This is a genomic window from Lysobacter sp. cf310 (genome assembly GCF_900114355.1).
GTDB lineage: Bacteria > Pseudomonadota > Gammaproteobacteria > Xanthomonadales > Xanthomonadaceae > Lysobacter.
In genome coordinates this window covers 346,042-371,735 of the sequence record NZ_FOSS01000001.1, presented here as the reverse complement: position 1 = coordinate 371,735, position 25,694 = coordinate 346,042, and the positions used below count along the sequence as shown (strand labels likewise).

17 protein-coding genes are annotated in these 25,694 nt (G+C 67.4%); 14 read left to right on the top strand and 3 right to left on the bottom strand.

Annotated elements, in window-relative coordinates; genetic code table 11:
- Nucleotides 1-2 precede the first annotated feature (2 nt).
- Nucleotides 3-2,417: a sodium:solute symporter gene (locus BMZ45_RS01610; protein WP_254776502.1), complete on the top strand. Its 2,415-nt coding sequence runs from the start codon at nucleotides 3-5 to the stop codon at nucleotides 2,415-2,417.
- Nucleotides 2,418-2,524: 107 nt separating this feature from the next.
- Here BMZ45_RS01610 and BMZ45_RS01605 read toward each other — a convergent pair whose 3' ends face one another.
- On the bottom strand, nucleotides 2,525-3,316 hold the full coding sequence (locus tag BMZ45_RS01605) for a phytanoyl-CoA dioxygenase family protein (RefSeq protein WP_091631627.1): 792 nt from the start codon (nucleotides 3,314-3,316) through the stop codon (nucleotides 2,525-2,527).
- Nucleotides 3,317-3,517: 201 nt separating this feature from the next.
- Between BMZ45_RS01605 and BMZ45_RS01600 the strand changes: the two genes are divergently transcribed.
- The 13 genes from BMZ45_RS01600 (at nucleotide 3,518) to BMZ45_RS01540 (ending at nucleotide 22,741) form a co-directional block, all read left to right on the top strand.
- Nucleotides 3,518-4,402: a LysR family transcriptional regulator gene (locus BMZ45_RS01600; protein WP_056181402.1), complete on the top strand. Its 885-nt coding sequence runs from the start codon at nucleotides 3,518-3,520 to the stop codon at nucleotides 4,400-4,402.
- Nucleotides 4,403-4,672: 270 nt separating this feature from the next.
- The gene (locus tag BMZ45_RS01595) at nucleotides 4,673-6,949 is read left to right on the top strand and encodes a TonB-dependent receptor (RefSeq protein WP_091631624.1); all 2,277 of its coding nucleotides are present in this window, start codon (nucleotides 4,673-4,675) and stop codon (nucleotides 6,947-6,949) included.
- A 118-nt stretch (nucleotides 6,950-7,067) separates the two neighbouring features.
- Nucleotides 7,068-8,312, top strand: coding sequence for a serine hydrolase domain-containing protein (locus tag BMZ45_RS01590; protein WP_091631620.1), 1,245 nt, complete (start codon nucleotides 7,068-7,070; stop codon nucleotides 8,310-8,312).
- The gene (locus BMZ45_RS01585; protein ID WP_091631618.1) at nucleotides 8,309-9,241 is read left to right on the top strand and encodes a ribokinase; all 933 of its coding nucleotides are present in this window, start codon (nucleotides 8,309-8,311) and stop codon (nucleotides 9,239-9,241) included. The genes BMZ45_RS01590 and BMZ45_RS01585 overlap by 4 nt, the downstream gene beginning before the upstream one ends.
- Nucleotides 9,242-9,296: 55 nt before the next feature.
- Nucleotides 9,297-11,483: an SUMF1/EgtB/PvdO family nonheme iron enzyme gene (locus BMZ45_RS01580; protein ID WP_091631615.1), complete on the top strand. Its 2,187-nt coding sequence runs from the start codon at nucleotides 9,297-9,299 to the stop codon at nucleotides 11,481-11,483.
- A gap of 4 nt (nucleotides 11,484-11,487) precedes the next feature.
- Nucleotides 11,488-13,332 (top strand): glycoside hydrolase family 127 protein, encoded by a 1,845-nt coding sequence (locus BMZ45_RS01575; RefSeq protein ID WP_091631612.1) that lies wholly within the window; start codon nucleotides 11,488-11,490, stop codon nucleotides 13,330-13,332.
- Nucleotides 13,333-13,446: 114 nt separating this feature from the next.
- Nucleotides 13,447-14,631, top strand: coding sequence for a CaiB/BaiF CoA transferase family protein (locus BMZ45_RS01570; RefSeq protein WP_091633946.1), 1,185 nt, complete (start codon nucleotides 13,447-13,449; stop codon nucleotides 14,629-14,631).
- 499 nt (nucleotides 14,632-15,130) lie between these two features.
- On the top strand, nucleotides 15,131-16,183 hold the full coding sequence (rfbB, locus tag BMZ45_RS01565) for a dTDP-glucose 4,6-dehydratase (protein WP_091631609.1): 1,053 nt from the start codon (nucleotides 15,131-15,133) through the stop codon (nucleotides 16,181-16,183).
- Between the two features lie 8 nt (nucleotides 16,184-16,191).
- Nucleotides 16,192-17,076: a glucose-1-phosphate thymidylyltransferase RfbA gene (gene rfbA, locus BMZ45_RS01560; protein WP_091631606.1), complete on the top strand. Its 885-nt coding sequence runs from the start codon at nucleotides 16,192-16,194 to the stop codon at nucleotides 17,074-17,076.
- Nucleotides 17,073-17,630, top strand: a complete 558-nt coding sequence (rfbC, locus tag BMZ45_RS01555) for a dTDP-4-dehydrorhamnose 3,5-epimerase (RefSeq protein ID WP_091631603.1) — start codon at nucleotides 17,073-17,075, stop codon at nucleotides 17,628-17,630. The genes rfbA and rfbC overlap by 4 nt, the downstream gene beginning before the upstream one ends.
- Nucleotides 17,627-18,538, top strand: a complete 912-nt coding sequence (gene rfbD, locus BMZ45_RS01550) for a dTDP-4-dehydrorhamnose reductase (RefSeq protein ID WP_091631601.1) — start codon at nucleotides 17,627-17,629, stop codon at nucleotides 18,536-18,538. The genes rfbC and rfbD overlap by 4 nt, the downstream gene beginning before the upstream one ends.
- 642 nt (nucleotides 18,539-19,180) lie before the next feature.
- Entirely contained in the window at nucleotides 19,181-20,644 is a 1,464-nt protein-coding gene (locus tag BMZ45_RS01545) for an alpha/beta hydrolase family protein (RefSeq protein ID WP_254776501.1), read from the top strand.
- Nucleotides 20,645-21,022: 378 nt separating this feature from the next.
- Entirely contained in the window at nucleotides 21,023-22,741 is a 1,719-nt protein-coding gene (locus BMZ45_RS01540) for an alpha/beta hydrolase family protein (RefSeq protein ID WP_343124195.1), read from the top strand.
- A 229-nt stretch (nucleotides 22,742-22,970) separates the two neighbouring features.
- Here the strand turns inward: BMZ45_RS01540 and BMZ45_RS01535 are convergent, their stop codons facing one another.
- Both BMZ45_RS01535 and BMZ45_RS01530 read right to left on the bottom strand, forming a co-directional pair.
- Nucleotides 22,971-23,597 (bottom strand): hypothetical protein, encoded by a 627-nt coding sequence (locus BMZ45_RS01535; protein ID WP_091631591.1) that lies wholly within the window; start codon nucleotides 23,595-23,597, stop codon nucleotides 22,971-22,973.
- Between the two features lie 226 nt (nucleotides 23,598-23,823).
- Nucleotides 23,824-25,554, bottom strand: a complete 1,731-nt coding sequence (locus tag BMZ45_RS01530) for a peptide MFS transporter (RefSeq protein WP_254776500.1) — start codon at nucleotides 25,552-25,554, stop codon at nucleotides 23,824-23,826.
- Nucleotides 25,555-25,694 lie beyond the last annotated feature (140 nt).

The following is a 25,694-nucleotide window of genomic DNA, read 5'->3' as shown; positions in this document are numbered from 1 at the left end:
CCGTGTTGCCGAGGTCGTGGCGCACGGTGTTGCTGTTGCTGCTGCTGAGCGTGGTCGGACCGCTGCAGGCCGAAGCGCTGACGCCGATGCGTGCGCAAGCGCTGCCCAGCCTGAAGACCGACTCGCCATTGATCGGCCTCGCACGCGTGCAGGGCCGCGCGATCGCGATCACGCATGACGGCGCATGGTCGTTGCAGGAAGGCGCCCGCGCCTGGTCGCCGCTGCCTTGGCCCGAACAGACGAAGGCGTCCGAAGTCGTGTCGCTGGTACAGGACGGCGAACGCGCCTATCTGTTGCTGGGGCAGGGTGCGCCGCGCATGGCGACGCAAGTGGTGCAGCTGAGTCTGCGCGACGGCGCGATCGCGCTGCAGCCGTTGGCGCCGCTGCCGCTGGCCCTGCGCGACGCGCGCGGCGCTTTGTCCGCGGATGCGTTCTATATCGCCGGTACCGCGGGCGACGGCAGCGCGCACCTGCTGCAATTGAGTTTCGAAGACGAGCGCCCGCATTGGGCGCCGCTGCCGCCCTGGCCGGGCGGCGGCGCCGCGAGTTCGCTGGTCGCGCAGACCAAGGCCCTGTTCGCGGTGGTGCCGTCCACCAGCGGCGGCGACCGCGTGCTGCGCTGGTCGGCCGAGCCCGGCTGGACCGAGCCCAGCCGCGCGCCCGGCCGCGTCGTGCCCGGCTCCGGCCGCGCCATCGGCCAGGCCCACATTCTGTATCTGGTGGAGGAGGGCGCCGAGGCCGGCGCCGCCGCCAAAGTCGCGACCTACCAGACCATCACCGCCAGCTGGGCGACCCTGCCTGGCGCGCAGGCCGGCCGCAGCATCGCCACGGCCGCCTGGCCCGACGGCCTGATCTGGGCCCAGGCCGGTGCGGACGGGCGCGAGATCGCCTTCGCCAGCGCCCAGGTGCAGTCCAGCAAGCTGCGTCTGCATTGGCTGGACTGGGTGGTGATCGTGGTCTACCTGGCCGGCATGATCGGCATCGGCCTGTACTTCTACCTGCGCGAGAAGCGCAGCTCGACCTCCAACTTCTTCGTAGGCGGCCGCACCATTCCGTTCTGGGCCGCGGGCATCAGCCTGTACGCGGCCAACACCAGCTCGATCAGCTTCATCGCGATCCCGGCCAAGGCCTTCGAGACCAATTGGCAGTACATGGCCAACAACGTCATCGCGGTGTTCGGCCTGATGTTCGTGGCGGTGTGGATCGTGCCGTTGCTGCGGCGCCTGGACCTGATGTCGGTGTTCTCCTACCTGGAGACCCGTTTCCATCCCTCCATCCGCATGCTCGCCAGCGCCTTGTGCGTGTTCGTGCAGATCGGCAGCCGCATGAGCGTGATCCTGTTCCTGCCCGCGTTGGCCATCGCCACCATCACCGGCATCAGCGTGTTCTGGAGCGTGATCCTGATGGGCGGCTTCACCATCGTCTACACCGCGATGGGCGGTATGAAGGCGGTGATCTGGACCGACTTCGTGCAGGTGATCGTGAAGATGGGCGGCGCGATCTTCGCCATCGGCTTCATGATCTGGAGCCTGCGCGGCGGTTTCGGCGAGTTCTGGTCGGCGGCGATGGCCGAGAACAAGATGCACACCTTCGATTTCAGCTTCGACCTGACCAAGGCCACGGTCTGGGGCTTCATCTTCCTGGTGCTGTTCGAAGTGGTGCTGACCTTCCCCAAGGACCAGGTGCTGATGCAGCGCACCCTGTCGACCAAGTCCGACCGCGAGGCCGGGCGGTCGATCTGGGCCTTCGCGGCGATCATGATCCCCGGCGGCATCATCTTCTACACCATCGGCACGGCCTTGTTCGTCTACTACAAGGCCAACCCGGAGCGGATGAACCCGCTGCTGCCGATCGACGCGACCTTCCCGATGTTCATCGCCGCCGAGCTGCCGGTGGGCGTGACCGGGCTGATCATCGCTGGCATCTTCGCCGCGGCCATGGCGACCCTGTCGGGCATCATGAACTCGGTCGCGACTCTGATCTCGGTCGATTTCTACGAGAAGCTGGCCAAGAACCGCACGCCCAAGCAGAGCGTGTTTTTCGCCGAGATCATGACCGTGGTGGTGGGCCTGGTCGGCATCGCCACCGCGCTGGTGCTGTCGCGCTTCGACATCCATTCGCTGTTCGACGTCTCGATCGAGCTGGCCGGCCTGCTCGGCGGCGGCTTCGCGGGCGCCTACACCCTGGGCATGTTCACCCGCCGCGCCAATTCGCCGGGCGTGGCGATCGGCATCGGCGCCAGCATCGTACTGACCCTGGTGATCTGGTCCTTCGACATGGTGCATCCGTACTTCTACCTGGCGATCTCGATCCTGCTGTGCATCGTGATCGGCTACGTCGCCAGCCTGTTCTTCCCGGCGCCGACGCGATCGCTGAAGGGTCTGACGATCTATCGCGACCGCGTCAGCGATGTCTGAGCCGGGCGTGGCGGACCGGCCCAAGGGCAAGGGCTAGGGACTGGATGATCCAGGGTCGGGCGAACGGAGCGCCGCTGGCGCCTCGTCGAGCCGCGCCGCGAGCGGCGCTACATGCCCATCGCGCCCGGATCGTGCGCGCCGCCGCCGGGCACGCTGCGTTCGCCGGTCTGCTGGTTCACCTTCACCCGCCAGGGGTAGTGATCGCCCGAACCGGTGCCGTCCGCGGCCTGCAGATGATTGGTCACGGCCTTGCGCCAGGCGCTGCCGGTGTTGGCGTTGCTCATGTGCGGGGTCTTGGAATGATGGAAGGCGACATCGCCGCGCGCCATCGGACAGGGCACGGCGCGAGCTTCGTCGACCTCGCACACCAGCAGGTCGCTCTGCACGCCTTCGACCAGCCGATGGCGCAGCACGCCTTCGCGGTGGCCGCCGTCGACGAAATGCATGCAACCGTTGACCGTGTCGACGTCCTGCAGCGGGATCCAGCCGGTGATGCCGCGATCGAACAGGTTGCGCCCCCAGTAGCCCTCGTCCTGATGCCAGTAGGTGGGCGAACTGTTGCCCGGCGGTTTGCCCAGGAACTGGTCGTACCAGAACGCCATGTCGCGCTCCATCAACGAAGACGCGAAGGCGGCCAGCCAGGCCCGGTACGGCTGCTCGGCGATCTCCGGCCAGACCAGGGTGGGCGAGGATTGCACGATGCGGAACGAGCGCCGCTCCTTGCTTTCGCTGCGGTCCCAGGCCCAGTCGTTGGCCAGGCGTTCCTTATCCGCCAGCAGCAGGTCGCAGCGCGCCTCGATCCGGTCCAGCTCCTGCGCCGGCAACGCCTGGCGCACGATCAAGTAACCGTGCTCGGCGAAGAACGCGATCTGTTCGGCGCTTGCGATCGGGTAGGCCATGCGGGCGTCCGGCTGAGTTGGGGTGTGACGCCGATTGTTCGCCTGCCTGCGCGCCGCACCAAGACGCCAACGCTATATTCAGACGCTGGCCCAGCTTGGCTTTGGCGTTCGCCACGCACAGCGGTCGGCGACGCGCGGCCGCGCGCATGGTGCGGGCATCGGCGCTGGAGTAACCTCCAGCCTTCAACGGATTAAGGTCTCGTGGAAACTCAGTTCCTGCACACCTTCGTAACCGTGGTCGACCAGGGCTCGATGGCCGCGGCGGCGCGCGTGCTCGGGATCACCCCGGCCGCGGTCGCCCAGCAGATCCGCACCCTGGAGCGCGAGATCGGCGCGCCGCTGATCGCACGCGTCGGCCGTACCGTCAGCGTGACCGAGGAAGGTTCGCGGATCCTGTCGCGCACGCGCGAGCTGCTGCGCAGCGTCGCAGACCTGCGCAGCGTGGCCAACGAGAGCGGGGTCTCCGGCGAGCTGCGTCTGGGCGCGTGCCCGACCGCCCTGGCCGGCATGCTGCCCGACGTGCTCGCGCGCATGGTCGAGACCTTTCCGCAGATCAACGTGTTCATCAAGCCCGGCTATTCGGCCGATCTCTACCACGCCGTGGAGAAGGGCGATCTGGACGCGGCGGTGGTGCTGCAGGCACCGTTCCCGCTGCCTAAGACCTGCGAATGGCAGTTGCTGCGCGAGGAGCCGCTGATCGTGCTGGCGCCGCAGAGCATGGCCGAGCGCGACCCGCACGAACTGTTGGCGACCCAGCCGCTGATCCGCTACGACCGCCACCAGTGGGGCGGGCGCCAGGCCGACGAGTACCTGCGCGCGGCCAACATCGTCCCGCGCGAGCGTTTCGAGCTCAATGCGCTCAATGCGATCGCGGTCATGGTCGACCGCGGCCTGGGCGTGTCGCTGGTCCCGGATTGGGCCAAGCCCTGGCCGGAAGGGCTGAAGCTCGCGCGCATCCCGCTGCCCGATGCCTCGGCCACGCGCCGGATCGGCATCGTCTGGTCGCGTTCCAGCGTGCGCGTGCGGCTGGTCACGGTGTTCCTGCAGGAAAGCCGCAAGGCGATGCAGGCGGCGCAGAAGGGCTGAGCGCCGCGGCGCGCTTGCCTGCAGAAAAATGCTGCAACGCGACATTTTTCCTGCGCACTCAAGCAACAAAACCTAGTCTCTGAACATAGCCCGCGCCGGTTCTATGCCTGCGTCCGAGCGCATACGCTCGTTTACACCAACAGGGCTGCCGGGACGTCGGGGGGCGTCGCCAGAGCGAAGCGCGATCCGCGCGGTTCCACGCATCATCGATCAACGACCACGCCGCGACGGCGCGAACCGTCGCCATCCGAATCCAGCACGAGACACGACATGGTCAAGCCACTCAGCGCCGCGATCAGCAGCATCCTGCTGCTCTCCGTCATCTCCGGAAATGCCCGCGCGCAGGACGCCGAAGCGGTTGCCGAAAGCGAAACCAAGGATTCCTCGGCAGTCGACCTGGACAACGTGGTCGTCACCGGCACGCGCAGCCCCAAGGCGGTCGACAAGATCCCGGGCGCGATCACCCTGGTGTCGAAAGAAGAAGTGCAGCGCAGCCTGGTCCTGACCGAGGACGCGACCGCGGTGCTGGCGCGCTCGGTACCCGGCTACGCCGAGTCCTCGCAGGCGATGAGCAACACCGGCGAGAACCTGCGCGGGCGGGTCGCACTGCGTTTGTTCGACGGCGTGCCGCAGGGTTCGCCGCTGCGCGAAGGCACCCGCAACGCCACCTTCACCGACATGGGCATCGTCGGTCGCATCGAGGTCATCAACGGCCCCTCCGCATCGGAAGGCATCGGCGCGGCGGGCGGCATCATCAACTACCTGTCCTCGTCGCCGACCAAGGAGGGCAACGAGGTCACCCTGATCTCGCGCTACTCGACCCAGTTTGGCGACGACAGCGACGGCTGGAAGCTCGGCCTGAACTTCGCCCGCAAGGACGGCGACTTCGACATGCTGGCCAGCGCCTCCATCATCGACCGCGGCATCAGCTACGACGCCGACGGCCGCCGCGTGGGCATGAACACCAGCGGTTCGGTCGCCGATTCGGAAGCGCGCAACCTGTTCCTCAAGGCCGGCTACAACTTCGGCGAGGACGGCACCCAGCGCATCGAGGGCTCGGTCAGCCACTTCAAGATCGAAGGCAAGGCCAACTACATCCAGGTCCTGGGTTGCCGGCCGGAGGAATTCGCGATCTGCGGCGAGACCCGCACCAACACCTCCGAGCGCGGTCAGATCTTCGGCTCCAAGGCCGCCTTCAACGACTTCAAGCAATACCAGCTGAGCTACACCCACTTCGACTTCTTCGGCGGCACGCTGGTGCTCAACGGCTACAAGGCCGACCAGGCCATGCGTTACCTGGTCGAGAACTCCTCCGATCGTCAGGACCCGCTGATCGCGCCGATCGGCAGCATCTACGACCAGTCCGAGATCCGGGCCGACAAGCAGGGCCTGCGCACCTCCTGGACCCGGCCCTCGCTGTTCTCGGTGGACGGCCTGGAACTGCGGGTGGGCCTGGACCTGGTCAAGGACACCGCCGAGCAGCGTCTGGCCCTGACCAACCGGGTCTGGGTGCCGCCGATGGAGTACAAGAGCCAGGCGCCCTGGCTGCAGCTGTCCTGGGACGTGGGCCCGCTCACCTTCAGCGGCGGCATCCGCCGCGAAGACGGCGAGATGCACGTCGACGACTACACCACCACCTGGTTCCGTGACCGCCGCTTCGTGCGCGGCGGCACTCTGGACTACCAGGAAAACCTGGTCAATGCCGGCGTGGTCTGGCGCATCAACGAGGGCTTCTCGGTGTTCGGCTCCTACGGCGAGGGCTTCACCCTGGCCAATGTCGGCATCCCGCTGCGCAACATCCAGTGCTCCAACGACAGCCCCGAAGGCACCCAGCCCGACGGTTGCCCGAACGATCCGCAGATCAGCGTCGGCGACCTGCTCGATCTGAATGCGATCGTGGTGGACAACACCGAGTTCGGCTTCAACTGGCGCGGCAGCCGCGGCTCGCTGAGCGCCTCGCATTACGACTCCAAGTCCGACTTCGGCCAGTCGCTGTCGATCGATCCGGTCACCAACGACTTCGTGCTGCTGCGCGCGCCGGTGCGGATCAAGGGCTACGAGCTGTCCGGCGACTACCGCTTCTCGGAGAAGTGGAAGTTCAGCGCGGTCTATTCGCACACCCGCGGCGAGACCGCGTTCTGGTCGGCCGACGCGGCCGGGCGCTATCCGGCCGGCGGCCTGAACCGTCCCATGGGCGTGCTCGACATCAACCCCGACAAGTTCGCCTGGTCGGTGACCTGGAACTTCGTGCCGCGCGGCGACATCACCCTGGGCGCGACCACGCTGTTCTCGCGCAAGCTCTCGGGCACCGATGTGCGTCCCTTCGATGGCCAACGCTTCACTTTCACCGAAGAGACCCACGGCTACACCCTGTTCGACCTGGGCATGAACTACGAGACCGAGCGTTGGGGCCGGTTCTCGCTCGGCATCGAGAACCTGCTGGACAAGCAGTACATCCTGAGCTGGTCGCAGCCGCCGGGCGGCTTCCAGAACTACTGGGCCGGCCGCGGCCGCATGGTCTCGCTCACCCACACCATCAAGTTCTGAATCATAAGAAGTGGCGCGACACTCCCGAACTGCCGCCGACGGGCCCGTGGCCCGCGGCGGCTCTCTTTTCTCCGCTCTGGTTCGGTGCGCAGGCCTGTGCGGCCTGTTGCTCTGCGCCATGACGCTGGCCCCGGCGCAGGCGGCCGAGCCTTCGCCGCTGCCGGAGTCCGCGCCCGAGGCGCAGGGCTATTCGGCGCCCCGTCTGCAACGCCTGCACGCCTTCATGGAACAGACCACCGGCGCGGACGGCTATCTCGGCGGGATCACGCTGATCGCGCGCAAGGGGCGCATCGTCGACTGGCGCGCCTACGGCCACCGCGACCTCGCGCGCAGCCGTCCGCTGCAGCGCGACGATATCTTCCGCATCTACTCCATGAGCAAGACCGTCACCTCGGTGGCGGTGCTGATGTTGATGGAGGAGGGCAAGTTCGCCCTCGACGATCCGATCTCGCGCTATCTGCCGGGCTTCGACGCGCCGCAGGTGGTGGCCGGCGGCAGCGTCGACGCGCCGCGGCTGCGTCCGGCCGCGCGGCCGATCACGATCCGGCACCTGCTCACCCACACCGCCGGTTTCGCCGCCGGCCGCCCGGGCGACGACATCGCCCTGGCGCTGCTGCAACGCGCCGATCCGCACGCCGCGCGCGATCTGCGCGGCTTCGTGGAGCGCTTGAGCCGGGTGCCGCTGGCCGCCGATCCGGGTACGCGCTTCGGTTACGACGGGGCGGCCTTGGAGACCCTGGCGCGCCTGGTCGAGGTCGGTAGCGGCCTGAGTTTCGACGACTTCCTACGGCAGCGCGTATTCGCGCCGCTGCGCATGCGCGACACCGGCTTCAGCGTGCCCGCCGCGCAGCGCGCGCGCGTGGTCGACATCACACGCATGGGCGACGACGGACGCCTGCGCCTGGACGACGGCACCAGCGCGCGCGAACCCGGCGCGCCGCTCAATGCCTATCCCAGCGGTGCCGGCGGCTTGTACTCCACCGCCGGCGACTATCTGCGCTTCTGCCAGATGCTGCTGGCGGGCGGGAGCCTGGACGGCGAAACCTTGCTGGGCCGCAAGACGGTCGAGCTGATGATGCGCAACCATCTGACCATGTTGAACCCGCCGGTGACGCAGTTCAGCGACGCCGAGGGCTTCGGCCTGGGCGGCTACGTGGTGCTGGACCCGGCGCTGCGCGGCCAACCCGGCTCGGTGGGGCAGTTCGGCTGGTCGGGTGCGGCGTCCACCAGTTACACCATCGATCCGCAGGAGCAGTTGATCGCGATCCTGTTGTTGCAGCATTTGCCGCGCGAAGATCGCGCCGATCTGCCGCGGGTCGCGCGTCGGTTCTACGGCCTGGTCTACCAGGGCCTGGCGCCATGAGCGCGCGTGGCGGCAGCGTGCTGGTCGCGGGCTCGGCCAACCTGGATTTCGTGGTGCGCGCCGCGCACGTGCCGGCGCCCGGCGAGACCGTGCTCGGCCAGGGCTTCGCGACCTATCCGGGCGGCAAGGGCGCCAACCAGGCCGTGGCCTGCGCGCGCGCGGGCGCGCCGACGCGGTTGCTCGCGGCGTTCGGCGACGACGACTACGCGGCGCCGATCGAACGCTCGCTGCAGGCGGCCGGTGTGGACGTGCTGGCGCTACGCGTGGCCGACACCGCCACCGGCACCGCCTTCATCTGCGTGTCCGACGACGGCGAGAACGCGATCACCGTGGCCCCGGGCGCGAACGTCGCGCTGCGGCCCGAGCATCTGCCGGACCTGCGCGGCGTCAGTCATTTGCTGCTGCAACTGGAAACGCCGCTGGCGACGGTCGAGGCCTGGGCGCTGGCCGCGCGCGCGGCGGGAGTGAGCGTGATCCTCAACGCCGCGCCCGCCTGCGCCTTGCCGGAACGCCTGCTGGCCGCCGTCGATGTGCTGGTCGTCAACGAGGGCGAGCTGGCTGCGATCACCGGCGTGCGCGACGACCGCGCCGCGGCCCTGGCGCGTCTGAACACACCTTGGGTGATCGTCACCCTGGGTGCGCGCGGCTGCTGCGCGCGCATCGGCGACGCGCTGCTGCATCAGCCCGCTTATCCGGTGACCGCCGTCGACACCACCGCCGCCGGCGACACGTTCTGCGGCACACTGGCGGCAGCGCTGGCCGCGGGCGAGGACGGCGCCGCGGCCCTGCGTCGCGCCAGCGCCGCCTCGGCCCTGGCCTGCACCCGCGCGGGCGCGCAATCCAGCGTGCCCAGCCGTGACGAGGTCGAGGCCTTGCTGGCCCGCGTGCAAGCCGACGACGCGCCGGCCACGCGAGCCGCGTCACCCTGAAGCCAAGCCTGGCCGCAGTCCCCCAATTCCGCACCTTCCGATACGACCCGATCCGATGAACTCCAGCTCCGACCCCATCGCTCCCGAACCCGCCGATGCCGACGAACGCCGTCCGGTGCGCAGCGAATACAAGTTCTCGCACGTCACTACCCAGCGCTATCTGCCCCTGCCGGGCAAGGCGCCGGGCTGGCCGTTCGCCGAGATCGGGCACTGGAAGATGGACGTGGACAGCACGGTCGACGACTGGATCGCCGAGCTGGTCGATTGGCGCCGCGAGCATCTGACCCGGATCGGCTACGACGACGCCAACTACCGCCGGCCCGAGCTGCAATGGGCGCAGCGCAACTTCGTGCACGCGCAGATGATGGCCGAGGACCGCTACTTCTACGATCCAGTCGCCGGCCGCTACACCGTCGAGCGCTATCTGGACGATCTCAAGCAGCGCTACGGCGGCATCGACAGCGTGCTGATCTGGCATGTCTATCCCAATATCGGCATCGACGACCGCAACCAGTTCGATCTGGCCGGCGATCTGCCCGGCGGCCTGGACGGCCTGCGCGAGGCGATCGCCGAGTTCCATCGCCACGGCGTGCGCGTGCTGCTGCCGACCATGCCCTGGGACAACGGCACCCGCGACGACGGCCGCCACGATTGGGAATCCATGGCCGAGCTGGTCAAGGCGGTGGGCGCCGACGGCATCAACGGCGACACCTACAACGGCGTGCCGCGCGCGTTCTTCGACGCCTGCGACGCCCTGGGCCATCCGGTGGTGCTGCAGCCGGAGTCCACGATCAGCGCCGAAGAGGCCTTGATCTGGAACGTGCAAAGCTGGGGCAAGAAGGCGCCCAACGAGGTCGTGCCGCCGGTAGCCAAGTTCAAGTGGCTGGAGCCGCGCCACATGATCAACTACGAGAACCGCTGGGGCCGCGACCGCAACCACGATCTGCAATACATCTTCTTCAACGGCGTCGGCTACAACGCCTGGGAGAACATCTGGGGCCTGTGGAACCAGCTCACCCCGCGCGACGCCGAAAGCCTGCGCCGTATCGCCGCGATCGAGCGCCGCTTCGCCGCCTGCATGGTCAGCCTGGACTGGCGGCCTTACGAGCGCACCCTGCAGGCAGGCGTGTTCGCCAGCCGCTTCCCGCACGAGGGCGCGACCTTGTGGACCGTGGTCAACCGCAACGAGTACGAGGTCGCGGGCGAGCAGTTCGCGGTGCCGCATGTCGAGGGTAGGCGTTACTTCGATGTCTGGAACGGCGTCGCCTTGAGCCCGCGCCTGGACGACGGATGCGCGGTGTTCGAGTTCGCGCTCGAAGGCCGCGGCTTCGGCGCGGTCGCGGCGCTGGCGCCCGGTGCCGAAGGCGAGGGCTTCGCGACTTTCCTGGCGGGCATGGCCGAACGCGCCGCCACCCCTTTGCGTGCGTACTCCCACCAGTGGCGCGCGCTGACGCAGCAATTGGTCGCGATCGAGCCCACGGCGCCCGCGCCGACCGCGCCCGCGGGCATGATCGCGATCCCCGGCGGCGATTTCGATTTCGTGGTCGGCGGTGTCGAGATCGAGGGCCAGACCTGGGAGGGCGTGGACGTGCAGTACCCCTGGGAGACCAGCGCGCGCCGCAGTCATCGCCAGCGCATGCGCATGCGGCCGTTCCATATCGATCGCACGCCGGTGACCAACGCGGACTACCTGCGCTTCGTCCAGACCAGCGGCTACCGCCCGCGCGATGCGCACAACTACCTGCGTCACTGGATCGACGGCGCGCCGCCGCCGGGTTGGGAGCGCAAGCCGGTGACCTGGGTCGCGCTGGAGGACGCACGCGCCTATGCGCAATGGGCGGGCAAGCGCCTGCCGCGCGAATGGGAATGGCAGTACGCCGCGCAAGGCGGCGACGGCCGCCGCTATCCCTGGGGCAACGACTGGCGCGAGGATGCGGTGCCCGCGACCAATCGCGGCCGCCGCCTGCGCGCGCCCGACGATGTCGATGCGCATCCCGATGGCGCCAGCCCGTTTGGCGTACTGGACCTGGTCGGCAACGTCTGGCAATGGACCGACGAGTACCAGGACGAGCACACCCGCGCCGCGATCCTGCGCGGCGGCAGCTCGTATCAGCCGCAGACCTCGCATTGGTATTTCCCGCAGGCGCACCGGCTGGATCAGCACGGCAAGTATCTGCTGATGGCGCCCAGCAAGGACCGCTCCGGCTGCGTCGGCTTCCGTTGCGTCGTGGATGCGGGCTGAGCCCATGCAGCGCATTCCCGCCGCCGCCGTTCGTCTCGAAGGCCTGCTGGGCGAGGCCCTGGACGCCAATCTGGCCGGGCGCCTGTCGCATTTCATCGTCGACGAGCGCAGCCCGGCGATCGAGATCTTCGCGCCGGAGCGGCGCGCGCAGAACCACGAGGGCGATTGGTACGGCGAGCATGCCGGCAAATGGATGGTCGCCGCGGCCAAGGCCGCCGCGCGCTCCGGCGATGCGCAGCTGCTGGCGCGGCTGCGACGCGTGGCCGATTTTCTGGTCGACAGTCAGGAAGCCGACGGGTATCTGGGCACTTACGCGCCGGAACGGCGTTTCATGCGCAAGCAGCCGCCCAAACCGCTGAGTTGGGACGGCGCGCCCAGCGTGCGGACCTGGGACATCTGGACACACGCTTATCTGATCCTCGGCTTTCTCGAAATCCACCGACACTTCCCCGAGCCGCGCTATCTCGAAGCCGCGCGCCGCATCGGCGATCTGTGCGCGCGCGCCCTAGGCGAGGGCGGCATCGACATCACCGAGCTCGGCAACCATCACGGCATGTCGGCGACGGTGCTGATGGATCCGGCGACGGAGCTGTACTTCGCCACCGGCGAGCGGCGTTATCTGGATCTGGCGACGACGGTGCTGGAGCAGGCCGATCGTCACCCGGAGCTGGCCTTGCTCAGCCGCGCCCTGGCCGGCGTCGACGCAGCCGAGATCGCGACCGGCAAGGCCTACCAGTTGGCCTGGAACCTGGTCGGCCTGGCCAAGCTGCATCGGGCCACCGGCATCGCCGCCTATCGCGATGCGGTCGAAGGCCTGTGGCGCAGCATCCGCGACCATCATCTGACGCTAGGCGGCGGCCCCTGGGGCGGCGTCGCCCACCGCTCGCGCGAAGTGTTCAATGCGCCCGGCGCGTTCAGTCCTCACGGTTACGTCGAGACCTGTTCGACTCTGGCCTGGATCCAGTTGAACCGCGAATTGCTCACGATCTCCGGCGAGGCGCGCTATGCCGAAGAGATCGAGCGCTCGGCCTACAACGACCTGCTCGGCGCGCAGGCGCCCAACGGCGAGGACTGGTGCTACTACGTGTTCCCGAACGGGCGCCGCGTGCACACCACCTATTGGCGCTGCTGCAAGTCCAGCGGCGCGATGGCGCTGGAGGAACTGCCTGCGATCGCCTATGCGCGCAGCGGCGACGAGGGCATCGCGGTGAATCTGTACGGCCCCGGGCGGGCCGAGATCGAATTGGGCGCGGCCGGTCGGGTGCGTCTGGAACAGGCGACCGCCTATCCGTTCGATGGCGAGGTGCGCCTGCGCATCGGCCTGGAGCGCGAAGCGCGATTCGCCTTGAGCTTGCGCCTGCCGTCCTGGGCCGAAGACGCGACCGTGCGCGTCGACGGCGATACGGCCAGCGCCGTGGTCGAGCACGGCGGCTATGCCGTGCTCGACCGCGTCTGGCGCGACGGCGATGAGGTGATCGCGCGGTTCCCGATGGCGCCGCGCAGCCATCGCGCGCTCAGCCGCAACGTGCAGGAATCGCGTGCGCCCGACGGCAGCCCGGTTCGCCAGGAAGTCCTGCGCCACGAGTACCTGGGCATCACCCGCGGGCCGCTGGCTTACGCCTCGGGCCTGATCGACGGCTTCAAGACCGAGGAGACCCTGCGCCTGCCGTCGCAGCCGGAGGCGACCTGGCTGTGCGCGACGCAGGACGAGCAGGGCGCGCCGCTGCTGGAGCTGCGCCTGGGCTACCGCTCGCCGCTGGTGTTCGCTCCGTACTACCGCGCGGGCGGCCGCGTCGACGGGGCCTGGCGCCTGACCTGGATGAGTCTGGCGCCGGAGCCCACACCATGAGCGCCAAGCAAGATTTTGTGGCGCCAGAACATATGCGGCCTGCCTGTTTCTTTGCGCGGGCGCGCGGCACAGTGCAGACAGCATCACGCCAGGAGTTTCATGGACGCGCAGCGTATGGACGCATTTCGGCCTGACCCCAGCAGCGGGCGCGACGCCCCGGCGGGGCCGCTCGCCGGCGTGCGCGTGCTCGACCTGAGCGCTTATATCGCCGGCCCTTACGGTTGCGCGCTGCTGGCCGATCAGGGCGCGGACGTGATCAAGATCGAGCCGCCCGATGGCGACAATCTGCGCCAGTATCCGTCGACCCTGCCCAGCGAAAGCCGCGCCTTCCTGGGCGTGAATCGCAGCAAGCGCGGCATGGTGCTGGATCTCAAGCAGGCCGCCGATCACGCCGTGCTGCTACGGCTGGTGCGCGACGCCGACGTCCTGGTGCACAACTTCCGGCCTAGCGTGCCGCAGCGGCTGGGGATCGATTTCGAACGCCTGAGCCTGATCAATCCGCGCCTGATCTACTGCGCGGTCACCGGCTATGGCGAGACCGGGCCGATGAAGGACAAGGCCGGTTACGACCAGGTGCTGCAGACCATGACCGGCATGTGCGCGTTGCAGGGCCGACGCGGCGGGCCGCCGGAGATCATCTACGGCTCGGTCGTCGACTACTACACCGCGGCGTTGCTGGCCGCGGGCGTGTCCTCGGCGCTGTACGAGCGCGAGCGCAGCGGCCTGGGCCAGTTCGTCGGGGTGTCGCTGCTGCGCAGCGCCTTGACCATGCAGTCGGCGCGCATGATCTGGGCCGAGGGCGAGTCGCTGGACATCGGCCGCGACATGCGCTCCGGCGGCGTCACCGGCATCCATCCCACCCGCGATGGCCATATCTATATTTCCGCGAACACGCCGCGTTTCTGGAAAGCGCTGTGCGAGAAGACCGGCTTGGACGATCTGGCGGTGCAGGCGCGCTACGACAGCGTGCGCAAGCGCGCCGAGCACGCCGCCGAGATCGTGCCGCGCCTGCACGAGGCCTTGGCGCAGCGCGGCGCGATGGAATGGGAGGCCTTGTTCGGCGACGAGGTGCCCTGCGCGGCCGCGCGTCGCATCGAGGACATGTTCGAACACCCGCAAGTGCTGGCCGAAGGCATCGTCGGCACCATCGAGCACCCGCGCGTGGGCCACTACCGCGCGGTCGCGCAATCGATCAAGTTCGGCCGCACCCCGGGGCCGGCGCCGTTCGCCGCGCCGATGCTGGGTCAGGACACGCAGGCGGTGCGAGCCGCGGTCGAGGCCGGCGAGGGCGTCGAGTAACGGCGCCGACGGCCGGAATGAGAGCCCCGTCGCAAACCGCCGGCCCGATGCCGAGCGGACCGTTCTTGCACGTCGGCACCAGTTAGTCACTTTTTAGACGCCGCGGTTGCTGCTTTCGGCTTTAGGCCCGGCGCCACCGCGGCCGGGCTCGGGCGCGCGCTCGTTCAGCCTGGCCCGGGGCCGCACCGATTTCCCGCACGCAGGTCATTGGCGCGTAAGGCTTTGCGCCTCCGGATGCGACTGAACGGGCCGGCTCAGGCCGCCCCGTTGGGCCGGTTGCGCGCCGCCTTCGGCAAAAAGAAAGTATTAGAATCATTCGCTTGCACGACTCGGGCGTCATCGGACGACGGCCGGGCGCCGGCGCGATGGGTCTTTTCAGCTGGCCTGCCGTATCGTTCGGGCGGTTTCGGCGTCCGGTTCGGCCGGCTCGGTCCGATCTGCCCTCTTGCCGGCGCAAGGCGGCGTGCAGCGACTAATTTCTTGAGCAGGGAGTGTCTGAGTGTCTACTTGGTTGGTGACCGGCGGCGCCGGTTTCATTGGCGGTAATTTCGTACTCGAAGCGGTGCAGCGCGGCATCAAGGTCGTGAATCTGGATGCGCTGACCTATGCCGGCAACCTGGACACCCTGAGCCCGCTAGACGGTGACGGGCGCCATGTGTTCGCACAAGGCGACATCGGCGACGCGTCCCTGGTCGCGCGCCTGCTCGCCGAGCACCGCCCCGACGCGGTGATCAATTTCGCCGCCGAAAGCCACGTCGACCGGTCGATCGACGGCCCGGCCGCGTTCGTGCACACCAACGTGGTCGGCACCCTGAGCCTGCTGGAGCAGAGCCGCGACTACTGGAAGTCGCTGGACGCGCCTGGCCGCGACGCCTTCCGGTTCCTGCACGTGTCCACCGACGAGGTCTACGGCAGCCTCGGCGACAGCGGCAAGTTCAGCGAAACCACCCCCTATGCGCCCAACTCGCCGTACTCGGCGTCCAAGGCGGCATCCGATCATCTGGTGCGGGCCTTCCATCACACCTATGGTCTGCCGGTACTGACCACCAATTGCTCGAACAACTACGGCCCGTACCAGTTCCCGGAGAAGCTGATCCCGCTGATCATCGCCAAGGCCCTGGCCGGCGAGCCGCTGCCGGTGTACGGCGACGGCCTGAACGTGCGCGATTGGCTGTACGTCGGCGACCACTGCGCCGCGATCCGGCGCGTGCTCGAAGCCGGGCGCCTGGGCGAGACCTACAACGTCGGCGGCGATGCTGAGCGCCAGAACATCGTCGTGGTCAAGACCATCTGCGCGCTGCTCGATCAGCGCCGCCCGCTGGCCGACGGCCGCAAGCGCGAATCGCTGATCACCTACGTCAAAGACCGCCCGGGCCACGACCGCCGTTATGCGATCGACGCCTCCAAGCTGCAGGGCGAGCTGGGCTGGGCCCCGACCGTGACCTTCGAGCAGGGCATGGCGCGCACCGTGGACTGGTATCTCGACAGCCAGGCCTGGGTGCAGCGCGTGTTGGACGGCAGTTACCGACTCGAACGTATCGGCCAGGCCTGAGGACGACCATGAACCGCAAGGGCATCATCCTGGCCGGCGGCTCCGGCACGCGGCTGTATCCGATCACCCAGGCGATCAGCAAGCAGCTGTTGCCGGTGTACGACAAGCCGATGATCTATTACCCGCTCAGCGTGTTGATGCTGGCGGGTATCCGCGATGTGCTGATCATCAACACCCCGCACGAGCAGGCGCTGTTCCGTCACCTGCTGGGCGACGGTTCGCGCTGGGGCATGAACATCGAATACGCCGCGCAGCCCAGCCCCGACGGCCTGGCGCAGGCCTTCCTGATCGGTCGCGAGTTCCTCGCCGGCGGCCCCAGCTGCCTGGTGCTGGGCGACAACATCTTCCACGGCCCTGGCCTGACCGCGATGCTCAAGCGCGCCGACCAGCGCGAGCACGGCGCCACGGTGTTCGGCTATTGGGTCAACGATCCGGAGCGCTACGGCGTGGCCGAGTTCGACGGCGAGGGCCGGGTGATCGGCCTGGAGGAAAAGCCGGCCGAGCCGCGCTCGAACTACGCCGTGACCGGCCTGTATTTCTACGACGGCCGTGCCAGCGATTTCGCCGCGCAGCTCGAGCCGTCGCCGCGCGGCGAGCTGGAGATCACCGACCTCAACCGGCGTTATCTCGAGGAAGGCTCGCTGCACCTGGAACAGCTGGGCCGCGGTTATGCCTGGCTCGACACGGGCACCCATCAGTCGCTGCTGGAAGCGTCCAACTTCATCGAGACCATCGAGGCGCGCCAGGGCCTGCGCATCTGCTGTCCCGAGGAAATCGCCTGGAACAACGGCTGGATCGACGGCGAGCGCCTGATCGAACTGGCCGCGCCCCTGGCCAAGAACGGCTACGGCCAGTACCTGTTGGGCCTGGCCAAGCGGGGGTTCGTGCCGTGAAAGTGATCGAAACCGATCTACCCGGTTGCGTGGTGATCGAACCGCAGGTGTTCGGTGATGCGCGCGGCTATTTCTTCGAGTCCTTCAATCGCGACAAGCTGGCCGCGCACGGGCTGTCGCCGAATTTCGTCCAGGGCAACGTGTCCTCGTCGGCGCGCGGCGTGCTGCGCGGCCTGCACTACCAGTGGCCCAATCCGCAGGGCAAGTACGTGTCGGTGATCGAGGGCGAGGTCTGGGACGTCGCCGTCGACATCCGTCGCGGCTCGCCGCATTACGGCCGTTGGACGGCGGTGCTGTTGAGCGGCGAGAACAAGCGTCATTTCTGGGTGCCGGAAGGTTTCGCCCACGGCTTCTGCGTGCTCAGCGAGCGCGCGGTGTTCACCTATCTGTGCACCGCGACCTACGACGCCAAGGCCGACGCCGGCATCCGCTGGGACGATCCGGCGCTGGCGATCGACTGGCCGGTAAGCGAGCCCTCGCTGTCGGACAAGGACGCGCGCGCGCCGCTGCTGGCGGACGTCGCCCAAGACCGACTGCCCGTTTACAGCGCATGAGCAAGATCCTGCTGCTGGGCGCCAACGGTCAGGTCGGCCAGGAGCTGCGACGCAGTCTGGCGCCCCTGGGCGAGGTGGTGGCGACCACCCGCAGCGGCGAGCTGCCCGACGGCGGCCGCTGCGAGGCGCTTGATCTGGCCGAGCTCGACGCGATCGCGGCCCTGATCGAGCGGGTGGGGCCCGATGTGGTCGTCAACGCCACCGCACACACCGCGGTCGATCGCGCCGAGGACGAGGCCGAGGCCGCGTTCCGGGCCAATGCGCAGGCGCCCGGTCGGATCGCCCAAGCCTGCGCCGCGCGCGGCGCGACCCTGCTGCATTACTCGACCGACTACGTATTCGACGGCAGCGGCACGCGCCCTTATCGCGAGGACGACGCCACCGCGCCGCTGGGCGTATACGGCGCCAGCAAACTCGCAGGCGAGCAGGCCATCGCGGCCAGCGGCGCGCCGTATCTGATTCTGCGCACGGCCTGGGTCTACGCCACCCACGGCGCCAACTTCCTGCGGACCATGCTGCGCGTCGGCGCCGAGCGCGACGAACTGCGGGTGGTCGCCGATCAGATCGGCTCGCCGACGCCGGCCTGGCTGATCGCCGACGTCAGCGCGGTCATCCTGCGACAGGGCTTGGCCGAGTCCGGCGTGCGCCATCTCGTCGCCGGCGGCGAAACCACCTGGCACGGCTTCGCCGAGGCCATCTTCGAGCGCGCGTTCGCGCTGGGCCTGATCGCGCGCAAGCCGGTCGTGCACCCGATCGCGACCTCGGATTACCCCACGCGCGCGCGCCGTCCGGCCTACTCGGTGCTGGATACCGCCCGCTTGCGCGGCGAGTACGGTCTGGATTTGCCGGACTGGCATACCGCCCTGGACAGGACGCTGTCGACAGATTCGGCAAAGTCCCCGGCCTGAGCCCGCCGACGGGTAGGGGCCTGTATGCCCGGAACCGTTGGATGGGTTAGGCTAGGCGCGAGCCGTTTTTTCGCGTCGTTTTAGGGGATAACCGAAATGAAAAAGCTGCACCTCGCGGTGCTGGGCCTGGCGCTGTGCGCGGCCTCAGCGCAAGCCGCCGATGCGCCGTCCGGCGCGCCCTCGATCGCCGACTTCGTCCGCCACCCGACCTACAGCAGCGCCAAGATATCGCCAACGGGCGAATATTTGGCGTTGACGGTCGACATGGGCGAGCAAGACGTGTTGACCGTGCTGCGCACCAAGGATTTGAGCTTGGTGAAGATAAATCAACTTCCGGAGAAGAAGAGCGTCGGTCGTTTCGAGTGGGTGAGCCCTGAGCGGCTCATGTTCACCGCGCATCGAAAAGTCGGTCGATATGCTGCACCGATGGGGGATGGCCAGTGGTACTCAGTCAATGCCGACGGTAGCCAGCCCCGGACACTGGTCGCTCACGAGTCGGGTGACTCGAAGAAGCAGCGCAGTAAGCAAATCGGGAATAGGTCGTTTCAGTTGCTTGATACTTTGCAGGATGATGATGCGAACGTAATCATGGCAGCGTCCTCACGCCGTTCCATCGATGGTGTGGGGACCGAATTGATTTTGATGGACGCGACGAGCGGCCTCCAAAAGCCGCTGGCTCGCGCACCACGTGAGAACTGTGAGCTCGCGCTGGACGCAACCAAAGCACCGCGCTTCGCGATCTGCTACGACGACGAGGACGCGCAGGGCAACTTCGACAGCCAGAACGAGCTCTATCGTCGCGACGACGATGGCAAGTGGACCCTGATCAACAGTTCCAAGAACTCGGGCAAGCACCTGAGCGTGATCGGCACCTCCACCGACGGTCTGATCTACGCCAATCAGAGCGACGGCAAAAAGCCAGAGGCGCTGGGCACCATCGATCTCGCCACCGGCGCGTTCAAGACCCTGTTCGAGGACCCGATATCCGATCCGGCCGGTTACATTACTTCCGCCGACGGCGAAACCATCCTCGGCGTGATCACCGAGGCCGGCGCGCCGCGCGTGACCATGGTCGACGAGAAGCACCCCGATGCCGAGATCTACGCCTCGCTCGCGGGCGCCTTCCCGGGCCAGCTGGTGCGCTTCTCCAGCGCCACCAAGGACGGCAAGAAGATCGTGGTCTCGGTGGTCAGCGACAAGAACCCGGGCGAGCTCTACCTGTACGACCGCGATACCGGCAAGGCGCGCTTCCTGATGCAGGGCCGCAAGTGGCTGGACCCGAAGAAGATGGCCAGCGTCAAGCCGTTCTCGATGACCACCCGCGACGGTCTCAAGATCTACGGCTACCTGACCATCCCGCACGGTTCCGATGGCAAGAACCTGCCGATGATCGTCAACGTGCACGGCGGCCCGATGGGCCCGCGCGACGATTGGGCGTTCAACTGGGAAACCCAGCTGCTGGCCAGCCGCGGCTATCTGGTGATGCAGATCAACTACCGCGGTTCGGGTGGCTTCGGTAAGGGCTTCCAGGACATGGGCTACGGCACCTGGGCCACCGGCATCATGAACGACATCATCGACGCCACCAAGTGGACCATCAACCAGGGCTACGCCGACGGCGACCGCGTCTGCATCTACGGCGGCAGCTTCGGCGGCTACGCCTCCCTGATGGCGCCGACCATCGACCAGAAGCTGTTCAAGTGCGCGTTCGGCTACGTCGGCGCCTACGACATCGACGTGCAGCTGACCAAGAGCGATACCTCGGATCGCGAGAGCGGCCGTCGCTACATGGCGCGCGCCTTCGGCAAGACCAAGGCCGAGCAGGACGCGATGTCGCCGGTCAAGCACGCCGACAAGTTCAAGATTCCGGTCTACCTCGCCGCCGGCGCGCGCGATCCGCGCTGCCCGCCGGAGAACACCGAGTCGATGAACAAGGCCCTGATCGCGGCCGGCAACCCGCCGGAAGGCATGATCATCCAGTCCGGCGAAATGCACGGCTTCTACAAGGAAGAAAACAACCAGCGCCTGTACACCGAGATGCTGGGCTTCTTCGACCGCCATATCGGCGGCAAGGTCAACGTCGGGGGCGCGTCGAAGGCCAATTAAGCCCTTCGCATGCGTTCGACCGTTTTACCTGCGGCTACCTTTCGAGGTGGCCGCAGTCGTTTTGAGAATGGCGCCAACAGCAGTGGAAACCAGGGGAAAAAGACACAAATGAAACATCTATTCTGCGCGACCGCGCTCTGCGTCGGTCTACTGTCGGCACCGGTCGCATCGGCGGTCAACGTCGATGCCTACATCAAGAAAGATCGGTTCAACGAGGTCAAGATTTCGCCCAATGGCGACTATCTGGCCGCGACGGTGCCGTTCGAGGACAAGACGGCGCTGGTGATCCTGCGCCGCTCGGACAATAAGGTCACCGCCAATTTCCGTCTTGGAAAGAATAGCCATGTCGCCGGTTTCTGGTGGGTCAGTCCCGAGCGTGTGGTGATCAGCATGTCGCGCAAGTTCGGCGAGCTGGATACGCCGTTGTTGGACGGCAACCTTTATGCGATCAACGCCGACGGCACGAAGCCGGGGCTGTTGGTTGGGCAGGATGTGCAAAGCGCCGGGCCAGGCACCAAGATTCAGCCTAAGAAGGTCGAGCAGGTTGCGGCATTCCTCGTCGACGAGCTCGCGTCCGATGACAAGAATGTGGTCATTTCGGTCGAGCCGTTCAGCGACGACCCGTTCACCCGAGCCGAGAAACTCGATGTGTTTACGGGCCGCCGCACCCCGTTGGCGCGCGCGCCGGTGCGCAACGCGCGATTCATTACCGACAATCAAGGCGTCGTTCGCTTCGCGACCGGTGTGGGTAGCGACAACGTTCGCAAGCTCTACTATCGGACCGGCGACGGCGCGGAGTGGAAGTTGATCAGCGACGAACTGACCGCCGGCGGAATCGAAGTGCCGATCGGCTTTTCGGCCGACGACAAGGTCGCCTACCTGCAGGCAGAGCAGAAGAGTGGTCCCGACTCGATCGTTTCCTTCGACATTGCATCCGAAGCTCGCAAGGAGATCGTGCGCGACAAGGTGGTCGACCCCGATTCGATCATCTATCAGGGCGTGACGTCGGTGCCGGTTGGGGCGATGTTCGCCGATGGCAAGCCGCGCAGCGTGTTCTTTGATGCAGCAGCACCGGAGGCGAGGCTCTATCGGAGCCTGGAGGCAGCGTTCGGCGGCGACGTCGTGCACATCACCTCCAAGACCTCGGACGGGCGCCTGCTGCTGGTGCAGGTGTGGAGCGATCGCAATCCTGGCGACTTCTTCCTGTTCGACACCGTGGCCAAGAAGGCCGAGCACCTGCTGAGCCGGCGCGATTGGTTCGATCCGGCGGAGATGTCCGAAGTGCGGTCCGTCAAGTACGCGGCGCGCGATGGGCTGGAAGTGCATGGACTGTTGACCGTCCCCCACGGCTCCACCGGCAAGCAGATGCCGCTGATCGTCATGCCGCACGGTGGGCCGTTCGGAAAGAAGGACGAATGGGCTTTCGATTCCGACACGCAGATGTTGGCGGCCGCGGGCTATGCGGTGTTGCAAGTCAATTATCGCGGCTCCGGCGGCTACGGTCGGGCCTTCCAGATCGCCGGCGCGAAGGGATGGGGCGGCGCGATGCAGGACGATTTGACCGATGCCACGCGCTGGGCGATCAAGGAGGGTATCGCCGACCCGGCCAAGATCTGCCTCTACGGCGCCAGCTATGGCGGCTATGCGTCGCTAATGGGAGTGGCCAAGGAGCCGACGTTGTACAAGTGCGCGGTCGGCTATGTCGGCGTGTACGACCTGCCTGCGATGATCAAGGAAGACGCCTCGAGCGGCACCCATCGGGCCAAAAACTGGTCGGCGGAGTGGATTGGCGATGATCCCGCCCAGCTGGCGGCGACGTCTCCCAATCGCATCGCCGAGCGCATCAAAGTCCCGGTGTTCCTGGCTGCCGGCGGTGAAGACAAGGTGGCACCCATCGAGCACAGCAAGATGATGGAGCGCGCGCTAGTGAAGGCCGGCACGCCGGTGGAAACCCTGTACTACGACACCGAAGGCCACGGCTTCTACACCGAAGCGCACCAGCGCGAGTACTACACCAGGCTGCTTGCCTTCCTGGCGCGCAGCCTCGGCGGGCAGGTCGCCACCGCCCCGGCGGCGAAGCCGGCTGCTGCGAAGTAGGAGCGGTGGAATCGAGACCGGCGACGGAATCGGTCGTGCCGACTGAGCGGTCACGACGAAAGGTCTTGCCGTTCCAGTTGTGAGTCGAAGATCGCAAAGAGGGTCGGCTTCATGCCGACCCTCTTTGTTTTCAGCTACGGGTACTCGCGATCTGCATGCCGCCACGGCTGGAGATGTTCGCAGGCGGTGGGCGGCAAGCGCGATCCGAGTGACTGCCTGATGCGGATGCTCAAGGGCAGACGCCGCCTTCGCCGGGCAGCTCGATCGGCTGTTCGGGGATGGGGTTGCCATCGTTGCCGCCCGGGGGCGTGCAGCCGCCGCCCGCGCTGGAGGTCCAGGACGTACTGGCGGTGGAGACGACGTCGGTACCGTACAAGGTGTCGACGGTGAGCGAGGCCACGCCTTCCTCGGTATCGACCGTATCGATGTTCGGCAGTTCGACGTCGTATCCGTCCGCGGACGGGAACTGCGCCAGCCAGGTATTGACCGTGGATGGATCGGCGACGACCGCCATCGAGTCGAATACCGCGTAGTCGAACGGCGTCGATGCGATCACATTGCTGCCCTGTTTCACCAGCAGGGTGCCGGTGCCCAGACCGTCGAGCACGGTGGTGCGCTGGCCGGTGATGTCGATCGCGATGTCGGAGACGTCGACGCCGCCGCCCATGCTGAGTGCGCTCAGGCTGCTGCGACCGCTCTTGCGCGTGAAGGTGATGCTGCCGGTGACGGTGGTCGTTTCGCTGTGTCCCGTCGGGCCATCCACCTCTTGGCGGGTGACGCCGACCGTGCCCGAGACGTCGCACGCGGTAAGGCTTCCGCAGACCGCGAGCGCGGCCACGATGATGCGCAGTTCCATGTTTCCTCCTTGATATCCCCTGAATCCATCCTGCCCAGCCGGCGGCCGGGCAACCTGAGCATATGCGTGCGCACGGCCCCGCGCCACGTGGGCGCGCGGGGCGCGGATCAGGGCAGGGGGCGGCGGCAATCGGCCAGCCGTTGGGGAGCCGCATGAAGGTCGGCTTGCTTCCGACCTTCATGCCTCGTACGAAAGCGCCGCTTTCGTTCTGCGCAGAACCGGGGGCTTACTTCACCCCATGCATCCACTTGCGCAACAGCGGCGACAACAGGAAGTACAGCACGCCCGAGCCGATGCCGATCCACATCATCAGCTGGAACAGCTCGCCGTACTTGGCGCTGGCGGTGACGAAGTCGACCGCGGCGCCTTCCGGCAGATCCAGCGAGGCCAGCTTGCCGAACTGCGCGGCCAGCACTTCCGAGTAGGCGGTGGCGAGCCAGAAGCCGCCCATCATCAGGCCGACCACGCGCGCCACCGAGAGCTGGGTGACCGCGGAAAGGCCGATCGGCGACAGGCACATCTCGCCGACTTCGAGCACGAAGTAGGCCAGCACCAGCCACCACACGCTGGCCATGGCGCCACCGGCCGTGGCCTGGGCGGCCAGCATCAGCGGCACGAAGGCCAGGCCGGCGACGATCAGGCCGATCGCCATCTTGGCCGGCTTGCTCGGGTTGAGCCCGCGCCGCTCCAGCCACGGCCACAGCCAGGCGAAGATCGGCGACAGCACGACAATGAAGAATGCGCCCAGGAAGGTCAGCGAGCCGGCGGTCTGCGGTACCAGCACCACGTCGTGGAAGCAGGCCACGCCCAAGCCCAGGGCGAGCAGGACGATCATGGTGCGCGCCAGTCCGGCATTGCCGCTGTCGCTGGCCTTGAGCGCCACGATCATCAGGAACGGGCTGGCGCCGAGCAGGAACAGCGACCAGGGTAGGGTGCTGGTGCTGACGCCGCTGAGGCTGGGGAACAGGTCCTTGGTCAGCAGGCGGTCGGTGAAGGTGATCCAGCTGCCGTAGGTCTGCTCGTACAGGGTGAAGAAGATCAGCACGCCGACGATCATGAGCACCAGCGACAGCATTTGCTGGCGCTGGACCTTGTCGCACTTGGCGATCAGGAACCACACGAACCAGGCCAGGAACGCGGCCGCGATCAAGTGCATCGCGCCGTGCACGGTCCAGGTGCGCTGGATCAGCTGCCACACCACCGCCACGCCGCCGATCGAACCCAGATAGATCCACCATTCGCGCGACAGGCCCGCGACGCGTTCGCGCAGCAGACTCGGGTTCGCGGGTTCGGCATGGCCGTACAGGTATTTCTGGCCCCAGATGAACATGATCAGGCCGGCGACCATGCCGATACCGGCGGCGCCGAAGCCGTACTTCCAGCCGTAGGTTTCGCCCAGGAAGGCGCAGATCAGGCTGGCGAACAGTGCGCCGACGTTGATGCCGGCGTAGAACAGGGTGAAGCCGGAGTCGCGGCGCGCGTCGTTGTCGGGGTAGAGCTTGCCGACGATGGTCGAGATGTTCGGCTTCAGGAAGCCCACGCCCATGATGATCAGCGCCAGCGACAGGTAGAACACCTGCAGCGCGGCGGCGTCGCGCTGGATCGTGCCGTCGGCCAGTCGAACCGCCTGGTGGCCCTCGTAGGCCATGCCCAGGTGCCCCAGCACCAGCAGCACGCCGCCCAACACCACCGCCTTGCGCATGCCCAGGTAGCGGTCGGCCAGCACGCCGCCGATCACCGGCATGGCGTAGACCAGGCCGCCGTAGGCGCCGAGCAGGTCGTAGCCGGCGTCGTCCGTGAACAGGTGGTACTTCAGCAAGTACAGCAGCAGCAGCGCCTTCATGCCGTAGAAGGAGAAGCGCTCCCACATCTCGGTGAAGAAGCAGACGTAGAGGCCTTTGGGATGGCCGAAGAACTCGCCGTGGGCCGGCGTCGATGCGGTTGCGGGTACGGTCACAACGGGCTCCGTAGGGAGGGGCTTGCGGGACGGCATTCGGGACAATCGGGGGAGTATAGCGGCGCCGGCCCGGTCGCCCGATCCGGCCCGGAGCCGAGGCCCGGCCTTTGCGGCCCCCGGCCCGGACCCCTACCATCGAC

What these genes read in the sequence shown, in the direction of transcription:
- BMZ45_RS01570 (WP_091633946.1), top strand. Translation starts at nt 13,447, where the DNA reads ATGGACGCATTTCGGCCTGACCCCAGCAGCGGGCGCGACGCCCCGGCG.
- BMZ45_RS01535 (WP_091631591.1), bottom strand. Translation starts at nt 23,597, where the DNA reads ATGGAACTGCGCATCATCGTGGCCGCGCTCGCGGTCTGCGGAAGCCTT.
- rfbA (WP_091631606.1), top strand. Translation starts at nt 16,192, where the DNA reads ATGAACCGCAAGGGCATCATCCTGGCCGGCGGCTCCGGCACGCGGCTG.
- BMZ45_RS01595 (WP_091631624.1), top strand. Translation starts at nt 4,673, where the DNA reads ATGGTCAAGCCACTCAGCGCCGCGATCAGCAGCATCCTGCTGCTCTCC.
- BMZ45_RS01575 (WP_091631612.1), top strand. Translation starts at nt 11,488, where the DNA reads ATGCAGCGCATTCCCGCCGCCGCCGTTCGTCTCGAAGGCCTGCTGGGC.
- rfbD (WP_091631601.1), top strand. Translation starts at nt 17,627, where the DNA reads ATGAGCAAGATCCTGCTGCTGGGCGCCAACGGTCAGGTCGGCCAGGAG.
- BMZ45_RS01545 (WP_254776501.1), top strand. Translation starts at nt 19,181, where the DNA reads ATGGACGCGACGAGCGGCCTCCAAAAGCCGCTGGCTCGCGCACCACGT.
- BMZ45_RS01605 (WP_091631627.1), bottom strand. Translation starts at nt 3,316, where the DNA reads ATGGCCTACCCGATCGCAAGCGCCGAACAGATCGCGTTCTTCGCCGAG.
- BMZ45_RS01585 (WP_091631618.1), top strand. Translation starts at nt 8,309, where the DNA reads ATGAGCGCGCGTGGCGGCAGCGTGCTGGTCGCGGGCTCGGCCAACCTG.
- BMZ45_RS01580 (WP_091631615.1), top strand. Translation starts at nt 9,297, where the DNA reads ATGAACTCCAGCTCCGACCCCATCGCTCCCGAACCCGCCGATGCCGAC.
- BMZ45_RS01590 (WP_091631620.1), top strand. Translation starts at nt 7,068, where the DNA reads ATGACGCTGGCCCCGGCGCAGGCGGCCGAGCCTTCGCCGCTGCCGGAG.